General features: G+C 58.8%; 15 protein-coding genes and 1 pseudogene. 7 read left to right on the plus strand and 9 right to left on the minus strand.

Features of this window, described 5'->3' with window-relative positions:
* Window positions 1-89: 89 nt before the first annotated feature.
* The 4 genes and pseudogenes from FPT12_RS05945 to FPT12_RS05960 form a co-directional block, all read right to left on the minus strand.
* Window positions 90-329: pseudogene (locus FPT12_RS05945) on the minus strand (YebG family protein); the annotation flags it as partial.
* A 185-nt stretch (window positions 330-514) separates the two neighbouring features.
* Window positions 515-1219, minus strand: a complete 705-nt coding sequence (locus FPT12_RS05950) for a hypothetical protein (RefSeq protein ID WP_145015065.1) — start codon at window positions 1217-1219, stop codon at window positions 515-517.
* Between the two features lie 260 nt (window positions 1220-1479).
* Window positions 1480-3006, minus strand: coding sequence for a HAMP domain-containing sensor histidine kinase (locus tag FPT12_RS05955; protein ID WP_145015066.1), 1527 nt, complete (start codon window positions 3004-3006; stop codon window positions 1480-1482).
* On the minus strand, window positions 3003-3719 hold the full coding sequence (locus FPT12_RS05960) for a response regulator transcription factor (RefSeq protein WP_145015067.1): 717 nt from the start codon (window positions 3717-3719) through the stop codon (window positions 3003-3005). The genes FPT12_RS05955 and FPT12_RS05960 overlap by 4 nt, the downstream gene beginning before the upstream one ends.
* A 152-nt stretch (window positions 3720-3871) precedes the next feature.
* Here FPT12_RS05960 and msrB point away from each other — a divergent pair, with 152 nt between their 5' ends.
* The 3 genes from msrB to msrA all read left to right on the plus strand — a co-directional run bounded on the left by msrB (window position 3872) and on the right by msrA (window position 7024).
* The gene (gene msrB / locus FPT12_RS05965; RefSeq protein ID WP_145015068.1) at window positions 3872-4390 is read left to right on the plus strand and encodes a peptide-methionine (R)-S-oxide reductase MsrB; all 519 of its coding nucleotides are present in this window, start codon (window positions 3872-3874) and stop codon (window positions 4388-4390) included.
* Window positions 4391-4434: 44 nt separating this feature from the next.
* Entirely contained in the window at window positions 4435-6234 is a 1800-nt protein-coding gene (locus FPT12_RS05970; protein WP_145015069.1) for a cytochrome c biogenesis protein DipZ, read from the plus strand.
* Window positions 6235-6316: 82 nt separating this feature from the next.
* Window positions 6317-7024 (plus strand): peptide-methionine (S)-S-oxide reductase MsrA, encoded by a 708-nt coding sequence (msrA, locus tag FPT12_RS05975; RefSeq protein WP_145015070.1) that lies wholly within the window; start codon window positions 6317-6319, stop codon window positions 7022-7024.
* Between the two features lie 7 nt (window positions 7025-7031).
* Here msrA and FPT12_RS05980 read toward each other — a convergent pair whose 3' ends face one another.
* Both FPT12_RS05980 and FPT12_RS05985 read right to left on the minus strand, forming a co-directional pair.
* Window positions 7032-8045: a diguanylate cyclase gene (locus FPT12_RS05980; protein ID WP_145015071.1), complete on the minus strand. Its 1014-nt coding sequence runs from the start codon at window positions 8043-8045 to the stop codon at window positions 7032-7034.
* Between the two features lie 131 nt (window positions 8046-8176).
* Complete coding sequence (locus tag FPT12_RS05985) at window positions 8177-9085, minus strand: LysR family transcriptional regulator (protein WP_145015072.1); 909 nt, start codon at window positions 9083-9085, stop codon at window positions 8177-8179.
* A gap of 102 nt (window positions 9086-9187) precedes the next feature.
* On the opposite strand from FPT12_RS05985, the gene FPT12_RS05990 reads away from it, so the two are divergent.
* A complete protein-coding gene (locus FPT12_RS05990; protein ID WP_145015073.1) occupies window positions 9188-10369 on the plus strand; it encodes an acetylornithine transaminase in 1182 nt (393 codons plus the stop codon).
* Window positions 10370-10453: 84 nt separating this feature from the next.
* On the opposite strand, the gene FPT12_RS05995 is transcribed toward FPT12_RS05990, so the two are convergent.
* From FPT12_RS05995 to FPT12_RS06005, 3 genes are all read right to left on the minus strand, one after another.
* On the minus strand, window positions 10454-11032 hold the full coding sequence (locus FPT12_RS05995) for a DedA family protein (protein ID WP_054595769.1): 579 nt from the start codon (window positions 11030-11032) through the stop codon (window positions 10454-10456).
* A gap of 94 nt (window positions 11033-11126) precedes the next feature.
* A complete protein-coding gene (locus tag FPT12_RS06000; RefSeq protein ID WP_145015074.1) occupies window positions 11127-11567 on the minus strand; it encodes a VOC family protein in 441 nt (146 codons plus the stop codon).
* Between the two features lie 53 nt (window positions 11568-11620).
* A complete protein-coding gene (locus FPT12_RS06005) occupies window positions 11621-11923 on the minus strand; it encodes a hypothetical protein (protein WP_145015075.1) in 303 nt (100 codons plus the stop codon).
* 211 nt (window positions 11924-12134) lie between these two features.
* On the opposite strand from FPT12_RS06005, the gene FPT12_RS06010 reads away from it, so the two are divergent.
* The 3 genes from FPT12_RS06010 to FPT12_RS06020 all read left to right on the plus strand — a co-directional run bounded on the left by FPT12_RS06010 (window position 12135) and on the right by FPT12_RS06020 (window position 16306).
* Entirely contained in the window at window positions 12135-12845 is a 711-nt protein-coding gene (locus FPT12_RS06010) for a response regulator (RefSeq protein ID WP_145015076.1), read from the plus strand.
* A gap of 8 nt (window positions 12846-12853) precedes the next feature.
* Window positions 12854-14191: an ATP-binding protein gene (locus FPT12_RS06015; RefSeq protein WP_145015077.1), complete on the plus strand. Its 1338-nt coding sequence runs from the start codon at window positions 12854-12856 to the stop codon at window positions 14189-14191.
* Window positions 14192-15133: 942 nt separating this feature from the next.
* On the plus strand, window positions 15134-16306 hold the full coding sequence (locus FPT12_RS06020; protein ID WP_145015078.1) for a hypothetical protein: 1173 nt from the start codon (window positions 15134-15136) through the stop codon (window positions 16304-16306).
* The last annotated feature ends 13 nt before the right edge of the window (window positions 16307-16319 follow it).

Here is a 16319-nt window from a genome sequence, read left to right on the forward strand (position 1 = left end):
TTGGCTGGCTTCGCTGCCTTGGCGGGCTTGGTCGGCTCGGCTGGTTCAGTCGGTTCAATGACTTCTATGGGTTCAGCAGGTACGTTGAGCAATTCGGACAGGGCGTCCGGTTGGCTCTTGAACGCCTTGGCGAACACATCGCGGTTTTTCGCCATGTAGATCCCGGCTTCTTCCACCTGCTGCTCGGTTAGCGACGGAACCGCTTTTTGCAACACTTCAGCCAGCAATTCGGCCAGTTCGAGCATTTTGTCATGACGGTCAGCTTCGGCTTTATCCATGAACAAGCGCTCCAGATCTCGGCTGCTGCGGTATACCACTTCGACGGCCATTCACCACCTCACATGCCTTCACGATAGTTGTCGTTTTCGACTACTGTATTTATATACAGCGAAAAGGATAAGCGAATCCCTGCGCTTTGGGTAGTGGCTTTTTAATGTAGACCGGATTCAGGATTTGTCAGGTGGACCGAGCGGCCCAATCGCTGGCAAGCCAGCGATCTTTTAAGAGGGTGCTGTTACTGCACCGCGATGCTGTAACCGTCGAACGCCGTCTGCTGTTGCAGGGCGGTGATGATGGCTTTGCGGGTGGCCGGTTGTTCGGTGCCGGCATTGTCGATGAAGGTCTCGCTGGCAAGCTCGGCTTCGTCGCCTTCACCGACAAAGGTGAAACCGAGGAATTCGAAGGCTTCACGGTCGGCGTTCGGCTTAACCCGTGGGTTGCGCAGTGGCAGGCTGACGCTGACGCCGTCTTTGCTGATGCTGAACACTTCGATTTCTTTCTTGGTACGGGCCACTTTGCTTTTGCCGCTGTTCGGGTTACTGATGGCCTGATGGGTCTGGTTCAGCACTTTCAGCGCCAGGCCGTAGACCAGCTCCTGAAAGCTTGGGTCGTCCTTGAAGCTCGACAGTATCCGGCTGATCGGGAACTTGCTGCTCAGGTCTTCCAGGGCGGCGATGTCGGCGGCCTCGGCGTCCTTGAGTTGCTTGAGTTCGCCCATCAGTTCGTAGGCTTTATCGTCGTCGAAGCGATCGTGAGCCTGACGGATGGCCGCGCGCAGTTCGCGAATCTGGTCGCTTTCTTTCGAGGTGTGGAACGCGTCCAGAACCATCTCGCTGATGGTTTTGGCCTGCGGCACGTGTTGTGAAAGATTGATGGAGTTTTCGTATTCCGCTTTGGACGACAAGGTGATTACGGATTCAGCGGTATTGGAATCTGGCATTGAAATTTCACTACTTCTTTAAACAGAATTTAAGACGAGAACAGCATCGGCGTTTTCGGGTTGCCTAATCTATTGGACCGCTGCGATGTTGTCACGGACCAACGGACGATCAGGGCAGCGCGGCGACCGATGTGACCGCAACAGCGGCCAATCGTTGCGCAAAAAAAGCCCCGCGTTCGATTCGAAGGCGGGGCTAAAGGCAGTCCGGCGGGCAAGCCGCCGGCGTCCTTGCTTGAGTGAGGATCAGGGAGGCTAGCGGATTATCGCTGGGGCGAATTCAAATTCATCGAGCGAACCGCCAGCGCAGTTGCCGTTTCCTCATCCACCGGCAACGAAAAGCGGAAGGTCGCGCCTTGCCCCGGCACGTCCATCAGGCGAATTTCGCGGCCATGCAGTTGCAGAATCCGCTGCACGATGCGCAATCCCAAACCGCCGTCACGGCGCGCGCCACCAATGTTGAACGGGCGCAGGAACAAGCCTTCGCGCAATTCAGCGGCGATGCCCGGGCCGCTGTCGCTGACGGTGATTTCGACGAACTTGCCTTGCGGGACAAGGCTGATGTCGATTTCCCCGCCATCGGGTGTGTGGCGCAAGGCGTTGTCGAACAGGTTGGTCAGCACGCGCTCGATCAACCCAAGGTCGGCGCAGACCGCCGAGACATTCGGTGCGAAGCTCGCCTTGAGCTGCACGTGTCGGGCTTCGGCGGTCAGCTCGAACTTCTGAAAGATGTCCTGCACCAGATCGGTCAGGGAAAAACGCTCCAGCACCGGTTGGACGAAGCCGTGTTCCAGGCGCACCAGTTCCAGCAATGACTGCGCCAGACCACCGACCTTGCGGCTCTGGTCGAGGGCGATGCCCAAGTAGCGGCGGCGCTCGGCCGGGGTCAGGCTGGCGTCTTTCAACGACAGGGTTTCGAGGTAGCCATGCAGTGATGCCAGCGGTGTGCGCAGGTCGTGGGAGATATTGGCGACCAGCTCGCGACGTTCCTGATCCTGGCGGGTCAGGGAACGCCATTGTTCACCCAGACGCTTTTGCATCTGCCGGAAGGCGGCATCGAGCACGGCGATTTCGTCCTGAGTGGCGAGGTTATCCACGGTACCTGAGGGCGCCGGCGAGGGCGGTGTGACCGGTGCGCCGTCAATGTCGAAATGCGCGACCGTGTCAGTCAGGCGGCGCAGCGGTCGGGTGATCAGGGTAAATGCCGTGAGGCCGGCGATCAGGCACAGCAACGCGACCATCCCGATCGACCACAGCGCGGTGTTCAGCGCCGCGCTGGTGGCGCCGCGTTCGGCGTAGCGGTCATGTTCTTCGCTGAGCAGCACCACGTAGAGAAAGCCCACCTGCTGACCGTTGACCTTGAGCGGTGCGGCGCTGAACACCTTGCGCCCGTCGATGCTGCGCGGGTCGTCGCCGAGAATCGGCAGGGCTTCGCCGTTGAGCAGGCGCCGCACGGGCGTCAGGTCGACCTGCTCGCGACGCAGGTGGCCTTCAGGCGCCGCATTGCCGACCACCCGGCCGCGACTGTCGAGCAGGTACACCTCGACACTCGGGTTCACCAGCATCAACTGGCTGAACAGCTCGCGCAGTGCATCGGGTTTCAGGCCATTGGCGTCCATCAACTGGGTGTCATGGGCGATGTGCTGCGCCAGGTCCCGGGACAAACCTTGCACCACTTCCAGCTCATGCATGTGGTTGGAGCGCACCTGCATCCACACCGACGTGCCGCTGCACACCAACAGCAACAGGGCGAACACCGCCGACAGGCGCTGGGTGAGTGTCAGTCTCATGGCTGCTCCTGCGCCGGGGCGAATTTATAGCCACGGCCCCACACCGTGAGAATCCGCACCGGTTGCGCCGGGTCGCTTTCGATCTTGGACCGCAGACGATTGATGTGAGTGTTGACGGTGTGCTCGTAGCCTTCGTGACTGTAGCCCCAGACGGCGTTCAGCAAGTCCATGCGCGAGAAGACCTTGCCCGGCTGCCGGGCAAAAAAGTACAGCAGGTCGAACTCGCGTGGGGTGAGGTCCAGGCGCTTGCCGTCGAGCGACACGTCGCGGGTGATCGGATCGATGAACAGCCCGTCGCAGGTCAAGCTGCCAGCGTCCATTCTCAGGTTGCGGGCCATGGCGTCGACCCGTCGCAGCAGGGCCTTGACCCGCGCCACCAGCTCAAGCATCGAAAACGGTTTGGCCAGGTAATCGTCGGCCCCCAGCTCCAGGCCAAGAATGCGGTGCACTTCGCTCGAGCGGGCGCTGGTGATGATGATCGGGGTGTAACGGGCCATGGCGCGGGCGCGGCGGCAGATTTCCAGGCCGTCGACACCCGGCAGCATCAGGTCGAGAATCAGCGCGTCCCAACTGCCTTGTTCGAGCAGACGCAAGCCTTCATTGCCATCGGCGCTGTGCACGACCTCGAACTGTTCGTCGCGCAGGTGCAGGCAGATCAGGTCGGCGATGTGTTTGTCGTCCTCGACCACCAGGACGCGTTTGGGTTGATCCATTGGGACTTAATCCTGTTGCGCAGTGCACGTATTGTGCGGGGTTTTCCCTCGGCGAGTTATCACGAATTGTTTAACTCCACGTGAGGATTTGGCGATCACCTCAAGCCTAGGCTGTGTTCCATGTCATCCACGGCGAATTTAGGGAGAGGGCCATGTTTTCACGGCGACAGATTCTTCTAACGGGCGGCGGGCTGGGCCTTGCGGCGCTGGTTGCCGGTGTATTGCCAAAAATGACCGCGCGCTCGCTGCTGATCAGTGAGGCGAGTGCTGCCGAGACCTTCGAGGTCACCCACACTGATGCGCAATGGCACCAACTGCTCAGCGCCGAGCAGTACGAAATCCTGCGCGAAGAGGGCACCGAACGGGCCTATTCCAGCGCACTGAACAACGAACACCGCGACGGTATTTTTACCTGTGCGGGCTGCGATCTGGCGCTGTTTTCATCGAGCACAAAATTCGATAGCCATACCGGTTGGCCGAGTTTCTGGGCGCCGCTGACTAACGCCGTGGCCACGCGTGAAGACCACTCCTTTGGCGTGCTGCGCGAGGAAGTTCATTGCCGGCGCTGCGGCGGGCATCTGGGCCATGTGTTCAACGACGGGCCAAAACCGACCGGCCTGCGCTATTGCATGAACGGCCTGGCGATGACCTTCAAGCCGCAAACGGCCTGACACCATGGGCAGGCTTTTTCCTTCACTTCATACAGGTCCTTGTTATGTGGCTTCTGGTCCTCGCTTATCTCGGTGGTGTGCTGACGATTCTCAGCCCGTGCATTCTGCCGGTACTGCCCTTTGTCTTCGCTCGCACCGGACAGCCGTTTATCAAGAATGGCTTGCCGCTGTTGGCGGGGATGGCGCTGACCTTCGCGCTCGTCGCCTCGTTGGCGGCGGTGGGCGGTGGTTGGGTGGTGCAACTCAATCAATACGGTCGCTGGCTCGCGTTGCTGTTCGTAGCACTGTTCGGGCTGACGCTGCTGCTGCCACAACTCGCCGAACGGCTGACGCGTCCACTGGTGGCCGCCGGCAGTCGACTGTCGGAAGCGGCGGGTGCCAATGCCCGGCCGCGTCCCGGTGCTTCGTTGCTGATCGGCGTCGCCACGGGCCTGCTTTGGGCGCCGTGCGCCGGGCCGATCCTCGGGCTGGTGCTGACCGGCGCGGCGCTGCAAGGGGCAAGTATCGGTACCACCTTGCTGTTACTGGCCTACGCGCTGGGCGCCGCCTCTTCCCTCGCGGTCGCCTTGTTGCTGGGCGGTAAAGTTTTCGCGGCGATGAAACGTTCGATCGGCGCCGGTGAATGGCTGCGCCGTGGTCTTGGTGCGGCGATGCTGGCGGGTGTGGTCACCATCGCCCTGGGCCTGGACACCGGGCTTCTGGCGCGGGTGTCGACCGCGTCCACCGGTGGGCTTGAACAGGCGCTGGTCGGTCGACTGGCGGGTAAGTCCGGGGCAATGATGGCGCAGATTCCGGCGTCCGCCGACGATCAATCAGGCTCAGCCATGATGGTTGCCGGCGGTGCGATGAAAGTGGCCGCCAACGCTCCCGCGACGCTGCCCGTCGAAGGCAACCTGCCGCCGCTGGAGGGCGCCGTGCAATGGCTGAATTCAGCGCCGCTCAGCGCTCAAGCGTTGAAGGGTAAAGTAGTGTTGGTGGATTTCTGGACCTACTCCTGCATCAACTGCCTGCGCACCTTGCCATACGTCAAAGCCTGGGCCGAGAAGTATCGCGATCAGGGCCTGGTAGTGATCGGTGTGCATGCGCCGGAGTTCGCCTTCGAACGGGATGTGGGCAACGTGACCAAGGCCATGAAGGACCTGGGCATTACCTACCCGGTGGCCATTGATAACGACTACAGGATCTGGCGTGCTTTCAACAACGAATACTGGCCGGCGCACTATTTTGCCGACGCTCAGGGACGCATTCGTTACCACCATTTTGGTGAGGGTAACTACGCCGAATCAGAACGGGTGATCCAGCAGCTGTTGCGCGAAGCCGGCGCGGCGAAAGTCACCGATGGCCTGATCGACGCCAGTGCCCAAGGCGTGCAACAGGCACCGGACATGAATGAAGTGCGCTCGCCGGAAACCTACGTCGGCTACCAGCGTTCGGAGCATTTCGTACCTGAGGCGAGCCTCGCGCCCGACAAGATTGTCGCCTACAGCGCACCCGCGACGCTGGCACTGAATGACTGGACGCTGGACGGCCACTGGAACGTCGGTTCGGAACGCGCCACATCGGCGGCTGGTGCCAGCCGCATCGTCTACCGCTTCCATGCCCGCGACCTGCATCTGGTACTGGGCCCCGGCGCCGACGGCAAACCGGTGCGCTTCAAAGTCATGATCGACGGCAAGGCCCCGGGCGACGCCCACGGCACCGACGTCGCACCGGATGGCAGCGGCAGTGTGACCGAACAACGCCTCTACCAATTGGTGCGCCAACCCGGCGACGTGGCAGATCGGACCTTCAGCATCGAGTTCCTTGATCCTGGCGTGTCGGCGTATGCGTTTACCTTTGGTTGATGAGCATGCGGTCCCGTAGGAGCTGCCGCAGGCTGCGATCTTCTCCGGATACCGTGAATCTACTTATGCAGGAGTCGTCATCATGAAAACCCGATTTACCTGGCGCCGGACCCTGCTCGGGTTGGCCGTCGTTGCAGTTGCAGGTCAATGTCTGGCCTTTTCATTCGGCGCTGCCGAGGACGCAGTCGCCATCGCGCCGCCAGCCCTTGATGAAACGCCTAAGGCCAACAGCGAAACGGCGGTGTTCGCCGGTGGCTGCTTCTGGGGCGTTCAAGGCGTGTTTCAACATGTCAAAGGCGTCAAGGATGCGCTCTCTGGTTACGCTGGAGGCGCAGCGAACACCGCGCAATACGAACGTGTCAGCGAGGGTGATACCGGCCATGCGGAATCCGTTCAGGTCACTTTCGATCCTGCTCAGGTGAGCTACGGCACCTTGCTGCAAATCTACTTCTCGGTCGCTCACAACCCCACCGAGCTCAATCGACAAGGCCCGGACACCGGAACCCAATATCGCTCGGCGATCTTTGTCGAAAGTGCCGAGCAACAAAAAGTCGCCCAGGCCTACATCGCACAACTCGATGCAGCGCACTCCTTCAACAAACCGATCGTTACCAAGCTTGAAACCTACAACGGCTTCTACCCGGCAGAGGCCTACCATCAGAACTTCCTGACGGAGCATCCGACGTATCCCTACATCGTGATCAACGACCTGCCGAAAGTGGCGCAACTCAAACAGCTGTACCCGGAGCGGTATCAGGAGAAACCAGTGTTGGTGAAGGCGGGTATGTAGTGCTGGATCAACCGGAAATCATGTTCTTGCCGATGATCTTCGAGCGATACAACGCCTGATCCGCCCGAGCCAGCAGGCCGGTTTGTTGCTCGTCTTCAAAGCGCTGTGCTACGCCAAAGCTCATCGTGACCTGGAAGTCGCCGACCGGTGGCAGGCTCGACAGCTCCTGGCGGATGTTTTCGGCGAGGGCGCGTGCGGTGGCAGCGGTGCTGTTGGGCAGGATCACGATGAACTCATCGCCGCCCCAACGGGCCAGCAAGTCACCTTCGCGCACGCAGCGTTTGACGCTTTCGACCACGTGCACTAACGCCGCGTCGCCCAAGGCATGGCCGTAATGGTCGTTGATGTTTTTGAAGTCATCGATGTCCATGGCGATCAGCGACAGCGGCTGACGAAAACGCTGGGAGCGCTCGCATTCCAGTGGCAGGGCTTTTTCCAGGAGGTAGCGGTTGGCGATCCCGGTCAGGGTGTCGCTTTCTGCCAGTTTGCGGTTTTCGTCCAGCTGAGCCTGTAACTGCTGATTGAGCAGAGACAGCTCGCGGGTCCGTTCCTCGACCATCGCTTCCAGGGAATGATTGCGCCGTTCGAGTTGCTCGAGCAGACGCTTCTTGTCTTCAATGCAGCGGCTCGCCCCGATCATCCGCGCCACTGAGCCATCGCTGTTACGTGCGATCACATGACCGCGATCTTCGATCCAGATGTAGCGGCCATCCCGCCTGCGGCAACGGTACTCGGTTTGATAGCGGGGCGAGCGCTGATGCAGGTGAGCATCGAATTGCAGCATCACCTGCTGGTAATCGTCGGGATGAATCGCGTTCTCCCAGGCCAGCACGTTGTTCTCAAGTGCATGAGGTGCGTAGCCGAGCATGTCGTACCAACCGCGATTGCGGTAGACAAACCCGGTGTTGGCATTCCAGTCCCAGATCCCGTCGCTGACCAGCTCCAGAATCGCGTGCAGCATGTCTTCATTCAGATCAGTCAGGCTGACCTTCAACGGCTCGATACTGGACAACTCAACCATCACCGCTCTCCCTGCTGCCCTGATCTTCAAGTGGGCGGCCAATCGTGGATAATAACTCATGGCACGTTGAGACTGTAGCGCCGGGAATCAAGGGATAGAAGCCTCTTGCGCAGTAATAATGGCGTGCGCGATCAGTTCTGTTTACCCCACATCTGCAACGCGAACTCGACAAAACTGCGCAGTTTCGGCAAACGGTATCGATCCTGCGCGTAGATCAGATTCATCGGGCGACGGGGCAGTTGATAGTCCTGCATCAGGGCCACCAGTTTCCCTTCCCGAAGGTCTTGATCCACCAGAGCATCCGGCAGCATCACCACACCCATTCCGGTGCGCGCCGCCTGGTGCAGGCCCGATGAGCTGTTGATCAGCATCGGGCCGCTCACCGCCACGACGATCTCCCCGTCAGGGCCACTCAGACGCCACTGTTTTTCCACCGAGCGCCATTCATCGCCCGCCGGGTAGGCAAAGGCCAGGCAATCGTGATCGGCCAGCTCCTCCGGTTTTTGCGGTGTGCCACGGCGTGCCAGATACGCCGGCGATGCACACATGGTCAGCGTGTAGTCCTCCAGTGGCCGGGCGATCAGGTTGGACGGTTCGCTGTTACCCAAGCGAATCGCAACATCAAAACCGTTGTCCAGCAGATCAAGGCGTTGATTGGTCAACACCACGTCCAGCTTGACCTGCGGGCAGCGCTGCACGAATTCGCTCAAGGCCGGCGCCAGGCGTTCCGTGCCAAAGGTCAGTGGGGCAGTAATGCGCAGCGTACCGCTGGGCTCGCCCTGGGTTTGTTCGGCCAGCCGCTCGGAGTCGGCCACCAGCCCCAGCACCTCAAGACAGCGTTGATAGTAGGTCGAGCCAAATTCGGTCAAGCGCTGCCGCCGCGTCGTACGGTGAAGCAAGCTGACACCCAGACGTTGCTCCAGTGCTCGCAGGTGGTTGCCGACCATGGTGGTCGACATTTCGCACTCCAGGGCGGCGGCGGTCATGCTGCCAGCCTCGACCACTTTCACGTAAACCGACATCGCCAGCAGTAAGTCCATTATCAAGCCCAGCTTTAAAATGATTGAAGTGTTACGGCGTTTATCCAGCTCAAGTGGTTAACGATACTGCAAAAACACCGACTGATGATGGAGCTTGATGTCATGACCGCCGCCTGCCTGATGACCACTTATCAACCCCTGGCCTTGAGCTTTACCAAAGGACTGGGCACACGCCTGTGGGATCAGGCTGGTCGTGAGTACCTGGATGCGGTGGCGGGCGTGGCTGTGACCAACGTCGGCCACTCGCACCCGCGGGTGGTCAGCGCCATCAGTGAACAGGCCGGCCTGTTGCTGCACACCTCCAACCTGTACAGCATCGACTGGCAGCAACGGTTGGCGCACAAGCTGACGAAGTTGTCGGGGCTCGACCGGGTGTTCTTCAACAACTCCGGTGCCGAGGCCAATGAAACCGCGCTGAAACTGGCCCGGCTGTACGGCTGGCACAAAGGTGTCGAACAGCCGTTGGTGGTGGTCATGGAGAACGCCTTTCATGGCCGCACGCTGGGCACCTTGTCTGCCAGCGATGGACCAGCGGTGCGTTTGGGGTTTCAGGGGTTGCCGGGGGATTTCATCAAAGTGCCGTTCGGCGATCTCGCCGCGCTGGATAAGGCCCACCAGACTCATGGCCAGCGCATCGTGGCGGTTCTGATGGAACCGATTCAAGGCGAAAGTGGCGTGCAACTCGCACCTCCCGGCTACCTGAAAGCCCTGCGCGAATTGTGCAATCGGCGCAACTGGCTGCTGATGCTCGACGAGATCCAGACGGGTATCGGCCGCACCGGGCAATGGTTCGCCTTTCAGCACGAAGGTATCGTTCCGGACGTCATGACCCTGGCCAAAGGCCTGGGCAACGGTGTCCCCATCGGCGCTTGTCTGGCTCGCGGCAAAGCCGCCGAACTCTTCACCCCCGGCAGCCACGGCAGCACCTTTGGTGGAAACCCGCTGGCATGTCGGGTGGGTTGCACAGTGCTGGAGATCATCGAAGAGCAAGGCTTGCTGGAAAACGCCAAGCGTCAGGGCGAACGCTTGCTCGCACGTTTGCACGCCGAACTCGATGGCAACCCGCAGGTACTAGAGATCCGTGGTCAGGGTTTGATGATCGGCATCGAACTGGCCCAGCCCATTCGCGACCTGACCCTGATCGCTGCGCGGGATCACGGGCTGCTGATCAACGTGACACGGGGCAAGACCATCCGCTTGCTGCCACCGCTGACCATCGATGAGCGGGAGGTGGAAATGATTGTGCGGGGGGTAGGGCGGGTACTGAGAGGGGCTGAGAGCTGATCGATCTCGCTTACCCCATTCCCGTAGGAGCAAGCCTTGCTCCTACGGTTTTTTGTCCGTCGCCAGGTGTAAAACGTGCCCGATTTACTGCTGCAACTTACGCTTGTTCCTCAGGTGCACGATCACCGCCACAACCACAACGACCAGCACAACACCCAGAGCAATCGGCAGCCGGTAAGGCCTGAGGTCACCGAACAATTGCTGAAGTGCTTCGCCCGCCCAATAACCGCCGCTGACAAACAGTGTGGCCCAGACCATTGCACCGAGCATGTTCCACAGTGAAAAACGCAACGGCGACAGGCCACTGGCACCGATCACCATAGGGCCCACCAACCGCATGCCGTACAGAAAACGCACCGAAAAAACCGACATCGACGGGTAGCGTGCGATCAATCCGCTGACGCGCTTGATCTGCGCTTGCTGGCGCTTGAGACGAGGCAAGAGTCGCGAACCGAAATACCGACCGCTCCAGAACAGCAGTTGATCCCCCAGCATTCCGCCGGCGCTGGCCCAGGCGATCACCGGCCAAAGCTTCAGCAAATGCTGATGCGCCGCCATGCCGCCCAATATCAGGATGGTTTCGCCTTCCATGACACAGCCAATAAAAACCGCCCAATAGCCGTAGGTCGCGAGGAGGTGATTGAGGTCTATGTGCTCGAACATGGGCGGTTGGCGGCCTTTGGCGTGTTGTGGAGGCTGGGTAATGGCGGACCGTCATCGGCCGGGTTCGTTGCCCGTGCATTCATGAATGAAGCGATTATGTGGCTGCGACATTCGAGAGCGGACGCTCCCCCAGATACTCAACCAACCGTAGCAGATAACCGTCCGGGTCCTGCACCACCAGCTCATGCTGGCCGACTTCCACCGTACCGGATCGATACCACTTCTCGGCAAACGGGCGAAACAATGGCCACTCGGCAGCGGCCAGCCGCTGGAGAATCGGCTCGACACTGTCGACCGTCATCTGAAAGTTGATGCCGCGCCCAAACGGCGCCTCCAGTGGACCGGTCACCCATTGCCCTTCGAGCGGGTCGTACTGCTCCAGCATGACCTGCACCCCGTCGAAATCGAGGTAGGCAAAGCCCTCTTCGGGGCGGTCGTAGGCGACCCTGAATCCAACCAGTGTGGTCCAGAAATCCAGACTGTTCCTGATGTCGCCGACCATCAGTTCGGGGACCATTCTGTTCCTTGAAAACATACCTCTCCTTTAGTGAACGTCTAGCCCGTTCAATGTGCGCTCAGGATAGCGCCTCAATCTTGATCGTTCCCACGCAGAGCGTGGGAACGATCAACTTCCGAAGCGTCACCACCCTGCACCAAGGTCTGCGCCTCACCCTGTTCAATCACCCAGCGCAGCAGGTCGGTCACCGGCACGCGGTGGCTGCGTTCGACCCATTGCAGGCCGTCGGGGCTGTAGTGTTCGGTGTAGCGGGTGAGGATCAGCTCGCGCTGGTCGCTCGACAGTCGCAGGCTGACTTCGCGGCAGTGCAGGTTGGCGTTGGCGTGTTTCACCACACGTTGTTGCAGCATCAGGGACTGGTTTTCAGGGATCATCGGTCGGGGCTTCCTGGCAGCGGTGTACGCGTGAGCAAGGGCATGAGCAAACAGTCTTCGGGAAAAGGAGCTTGATGCTGACATTCGGGTCTTGCGCAAAGATGTCTGCTTTTTTACCGCGATGTCGCTTTGTTACCCGATTGAAATATATGACGGACCGCGCCGAATGGTTTTAGATGTGGGTTCTTTCAGACCTTAAGTGATGCCGCTGGTGAGCAGTCTTTTGATCGTGGACGACGACCTTGAGGTCCTCGCGCTGCTGAAGAAATTTTTCGTGCAACAAGGCTATGCGGTGGAGGTCGCCACCGATGGTGCTTCGATGTGGGCGGCGATTGAGCGCCAGGCGCCGGACCTGATCATTCTCGACCTGATGCTGCCGGGCGAGAACGGGCTGACGCTGTGCCAACGCCTTCGCCAGCAATTTCCGACACCGGTGATCATGCTGACCGCCATGGGGGAGTTGAGTGATCGGGTGGTCGGGCTGGAGATGGGCGCCGATGATTACCTGAGCAAACCGTTCGACGCCCGGGAGCTGTTGGCCCGCGTGCGCGCCGTGCTGCGCCGGGCCGGCGAAAGCCGCCCGCTGGCCGGGGAAGCGCCGCGCCCGCTGATCAAGTTCGCCGACTGGCAACTGGACCTCACCCGTCGGGAACTGCGCTCGCCGGATCAAGTGATGATCCCGTTGTCGGCCGGCGAGTTCGACTTGCTGTTGGTGTTTGTCGAGCATCCGCAGCGCATTCTCACTCGGGAGTTGCTGCTGGACCTGGCGCGGGGCCGCACGCATGAGGCATTCGATCGCAGCATTGACGTTCAGGTCAGCCGCTTGCGGCGCAAGCTGGAGTACGACACCAAGCGCCCGGAAATGATTCGGACCGTGCGCAACGGCGGTTACCTGTTCACTCCTGGCGTGACCCGCCAGTGAAGAGACTCATGACCGGTTTGCGTCTGCGCCCGCGTGACACCGTGGCGCGCTGGATCGCCCTGACCACCCTCGTCGCGATGCTCACGTCGCTGGCCTTCAACGCGCTGTTTATCCAGCTGGCCGGAGTCTGGGCTTACCCACCGCTGGCCGAGACCGGCCTTCTGGAGAGAACCGCATCCATCACCCGGGTGATCGAAGCCTCGCAAGCGTCGCAGCGCGAACGCCTGGTCCAGGCCGCCAGCGACAGTGCCTTGAGCGTGAGTTGGCATGCCAGCCGTGAAGGTCTGGATTTGCCAGACACTCCCAACGCGGCGTCCCGCACCGCCTCACCAGAAGCTCAGCGGCTGTTTAATACACCGACGCGCCGGGTCGAAGCCTATCAACCCGGCGACTGGCCACAGAAGAACGGACATTACGCCTTGCTGGTACAACTGGCGGATGAGTCGTGGCTGATGTTCAGCGTGCCGTCACGCAGCTGGGGGCTGGCGCAAGGGCCGCGAACCCTGATCGTGATTCTGCTGGTGCTGCTGTCGACCGGCATCGTTGCGCTGATTGCCACCCGCCGACTGGCCAAACCCCTGCAACACTTCGCCCAAGGCGCACGACGCTTCGGCGTCGACTTCCGCGCCCCGCCCATCGACCCGGTCGGCCCGCATGAAATCCGTCAGGCGATCCTCGCGTTCAATGCCATGCAGGCCCAGTTGCAGCACTTCATCAAAGACCGCACGCAGATGCTCGCCGCCATCTCCCACGACCTGCGCACCCCGCTGACCCGAATGCGCCTGCGCGGCGAATTCATCGAAGACTCCGAACAGCAACAACGGCTGTTTCGCGACGTCGACGAAATGCAGGCCATGATCAACTCAGCCCTGGAATTCTTCCGCGATGACGCCCGCCTGGAACAGGCAACCCAGTTCGACCTGGCCGAACTGCTGCAAACCCTGATCGACGATTACCGCGACCAGTCCATCGACATCGCCTTCAGCGGTCCACCCCGACTGGTCTACTTCGGCCGCCCGCTGGGACTCAAACGGGTGATCACCAACCTGCTGGACAACGCGATCAAATACGCCAGTGAACCGGCGATTGAACTGCGGCAGGAGGATGATCAGGTGATCGTCCGTGTACTTGATCGCGGGCCGGGGATTCCTGCAGACAGTTATGAACAGGTGTTTGCACCGTTCTTTCGGCTGGAAGGGTCGCGCAATAAAAGCACGGGTGGGGTTGGGTTGGGGTTGTCGGCGGCGAGGGCGATTGTGTTGGAGCATGGGGGGACGTTGACGGTGCGCAATCGCACGGTTGGGGGGCTGGAGGCGAGGGTGGTGTTGCCGGTGCAGGAAGGGTAGGCGTGGGATTAATGGGGGGGACAAATTTACTTTTCATGACTGCGTTCAGTTGCCACGAAAATAGACTTGTCCCCTTTTTTCGAGTGACCTGTTTCAGGGCTCGACACACGGCTGAGAGACCTATTCAGGGCACGAGAGCCGGCTGAGGACGTGTAGCCAAGGCCGCAGAAAAGTTATTTCGAGAACAGCACACTAGACTGCTTGGTAATAATCTCCACCGAAAACGCTTTATGAACCAATTTTTTTTTGAGCCTGTCCTGCATGATGGCGCGACTTATGCAGTATGTACCCCAACGGGTCTGGAACACCCGACATTGAGCGGTTGCGTGATTTTTATCAGATAAAAACAAATGTCATAACCCCTTGAAGCCAGGCTCAGGGCAGCGCAGGTACTCTTGAAAGGTGAATTTTTTTTAAGACTGCCTTCTTCCCAACCCTGAAATCTTGATCTACAGTTTGTTACCGCCACGGATGGTAAAAAGGACAAGGATGACCTATTTCAATAAAGTCTATTATCCCGCTGCGTCGCAAGTAATACGGTGTAGTGGCGATAGAATAGCTCAGGCTCCCCAACTGACTATCGGTCCGTGCATAGCGATCGAAGTACTATTTTCCCCGATCCATTCATTGAATGGTTCAGGAGGAAAACCTCTTCGCTTTTCAAAAAAACATACGTATCCAGTTCGGCGTCTCCCTCGTTCCCTGTTGCGTTTAGAAAAGCCTGCGGAACAAACACTCGAGCAGCTGACACTTCATACGGCTTCAAAAAATAAAAATCAGAACGGAATCTGCAAACCCCTCGATCCCGGCAGTCAAGAATACCCTCGATAAACCGTTGCTCAATACTTGATCGTATGGGGACGCTGTGCCCATGAGTAAAAAAACAGCGAGCATCTAAACAAGCCGATAGTCCGCAGATAGAAAATCGTGGAGGGAAAGTCTATGTTTGTTAGCATTGAATCTAGAACAAGTAGAACTTTACTAAAATCAATCTGCTACGGTTTACCATTCGATGCAACCGGACTGCACAGTGACGCGAAAGCTGTAACGGATCGCCTGGACGAGCTAAGGCATCGATATACCAGTTTACGCATCTCATCAGGGAACTCTGCATCGCCGGTCAGTAACTATTTATTTTATTTGATGCTTAAAGAGAAATACTCAGGTTTTCATTTCGAGCTGAAAAAGCCAGAGAAACGAGTCGTCACCAACCTGCATATATTCAAAGTGAAAGGACGTATACCTTCGTTGGCCGCCTTGCTGCTATCGGACTCACTTGCCATAAAAACAGATATCGAAAACAAATATGAGCGAGTCGGAAACTTGAATAAATATACCAATGAAATAGCTTCACTCATCTCCGGATCAGGCGTCATGCCGCCTACCGAACGCTCTATGCAAGGGTTGGTTAACACCCTGGACCTGTGCAAAAAAGAGAATACTGAGCTGGTCTTCATTAGCGCTATCTGCCCGGACTACTCTTACACCCGAGACGCAGACGGCAAGCCACAATACACATTCCACAGTGTTGGCGATAACACGGGACTGGCTGGCGACAAGCTGATCAAAGCAGCGAATGCAATCAAAACGTTCGGGGCAAACGTGGGACTTCCGGTCAGCCATGGGCTATTCGGAGGGGAATTTGAGTATGTTTCATTTTACAAAAATGACTACTCACCGTCGCAAAGAGCAGAGTTCCTGGGCAAGGTCGACACACAACTTCATACCATCGGCGGCAAGCTGGAAGCGCCATTCAAGGTAGCGTCATTCTTTGAGCTGTGCGGTGGAGAAGAAGGTTGGGTCGAACAGCACCAACAAATAAAGCAGCGTATAAAGTCCGGTGACATGGGGTTGACCGGTCTGGACAAATACGCGTTTCTGGAAGTGTATGAATCCAGAAAAGCCCTGTACGCAAAATGGTTTCCCAGCAGTGAAGAAGAGATAGTCTGGAATAACTTCATCTCCCAAGCGGCTGAATATGCCCTGATGGGTAAGTTGTTCAACGAGCATTATAAGCACCACGTTGTACTCGCGGTCGACCATTACAAGATGGAGCCGTTCTACTCGTACTTTGGATCGTCAAGCGTATTGTATGTAAAAACCGATTATCTTTGACTACCAGTTGAGT

Source organism: Pseudomonas sp. H3(2019) (assembly GCF_007713465.1).
GTDB lineage: Bacteria > Pseudomonadota > Gammaproteobacteria > Pseudomonadales > Pseudomonadaceae > Aquipseudomonas.

Coding starts and splice junctions, on each gene's coding strand:
- FPT12_RS05950 (WP_145015065.1), bottom strand. CDS start 1,219: ATGCCAGATTCCAATACCGCTGAATCCGTAATCACCTTGTCGTCCAAA.
- FPT12_RS05955 (WP_145015066.1), bottom strand. CDS start 3,006: ATGAGACTGACACTCACCCAGCGCCTGTCGGCGGTGTTCGCCCTGTTG.
- FPT12_RS05960 (WP_145015067.1), bottom strand. CDS start 3,719: ATGGATCAACCCAAACGCGTCCTGGTGGTCGAGGACGACAAACACATC.
- msrB (WP_145015068.1), top strand. CDS start 3,872: ATGTTTTCACGGCGACAGATTCTTCTAACGGGCGGCGGGCTGGGCCTT.
- FPT12_RS05970 (WP_145015069.1), top strand. CDS start 4,435: ATGTGGCTTCTGGTCCTCGCTTATCTCGGTGGTGTGCTGACGATTCTC.
- msrA (WP_145015070.1), top strand. CDS start 6,317: ATGAAAACCCGATTTACCTGGCGCCGGACCCTGCTCGGGTTGGCCGTC.
- FPT12_RS05980 (WP_145015071.1), bottom strand. CDS start 8,045: ATGGTTGAGTTGTCCAGTATCGAGCCGTTGAAGGTCAGCCTGACTGAT.
- FPT12_RS05985 (WP_145015072.1), bottom strand. CDS start 9,085: ATGGACTTACTGCTGGCGATGTCGGTTTACGTGAAAGTGGTCGAGGCT.
- FPT12_RS05990 (WP_145015073.1), top strand. CDS start 9,188: ATGACCGCCGCCTGCCTGATGACCACTTATCAACCCCTGGCCTTGAGC.
- FPT12_RS05995 (WP_054595769.1), bottom strand. CDS start 11,032: ATGTTCGAGCACATAGACCTCAATCACCTCCTCGCGACCTACGGCTAT.
- FPT12_RS06000 (WP_145015074.1), bottom strand. CDS start 11,567: ATGTTTTCAAGGAACAGAATGGTCCCCGAACTGATGGTCGGCGACATC.
- FPT12_RS06005 (WP_145015075.1), bottom strand. CDS start 11,923: ATGATCCCTGAAAACCAGTCCCTGATGCTGCAACAACGTGTGGTGAAA.
- FPT12_RS06015 (WP_145015077.1), top strand. CDS start 12,854: ATGACCGGTTTGCGTCTGCGCCCGCGTGACACCGTGGCGCGCTGGATC.
- FPT12_RS06020 (WP_145015078.1), top strand. CDS start 15,134: ATGTTTGTTAGCATTGAATCTAGAACAAGTAGAACTTTACTAAAATCA.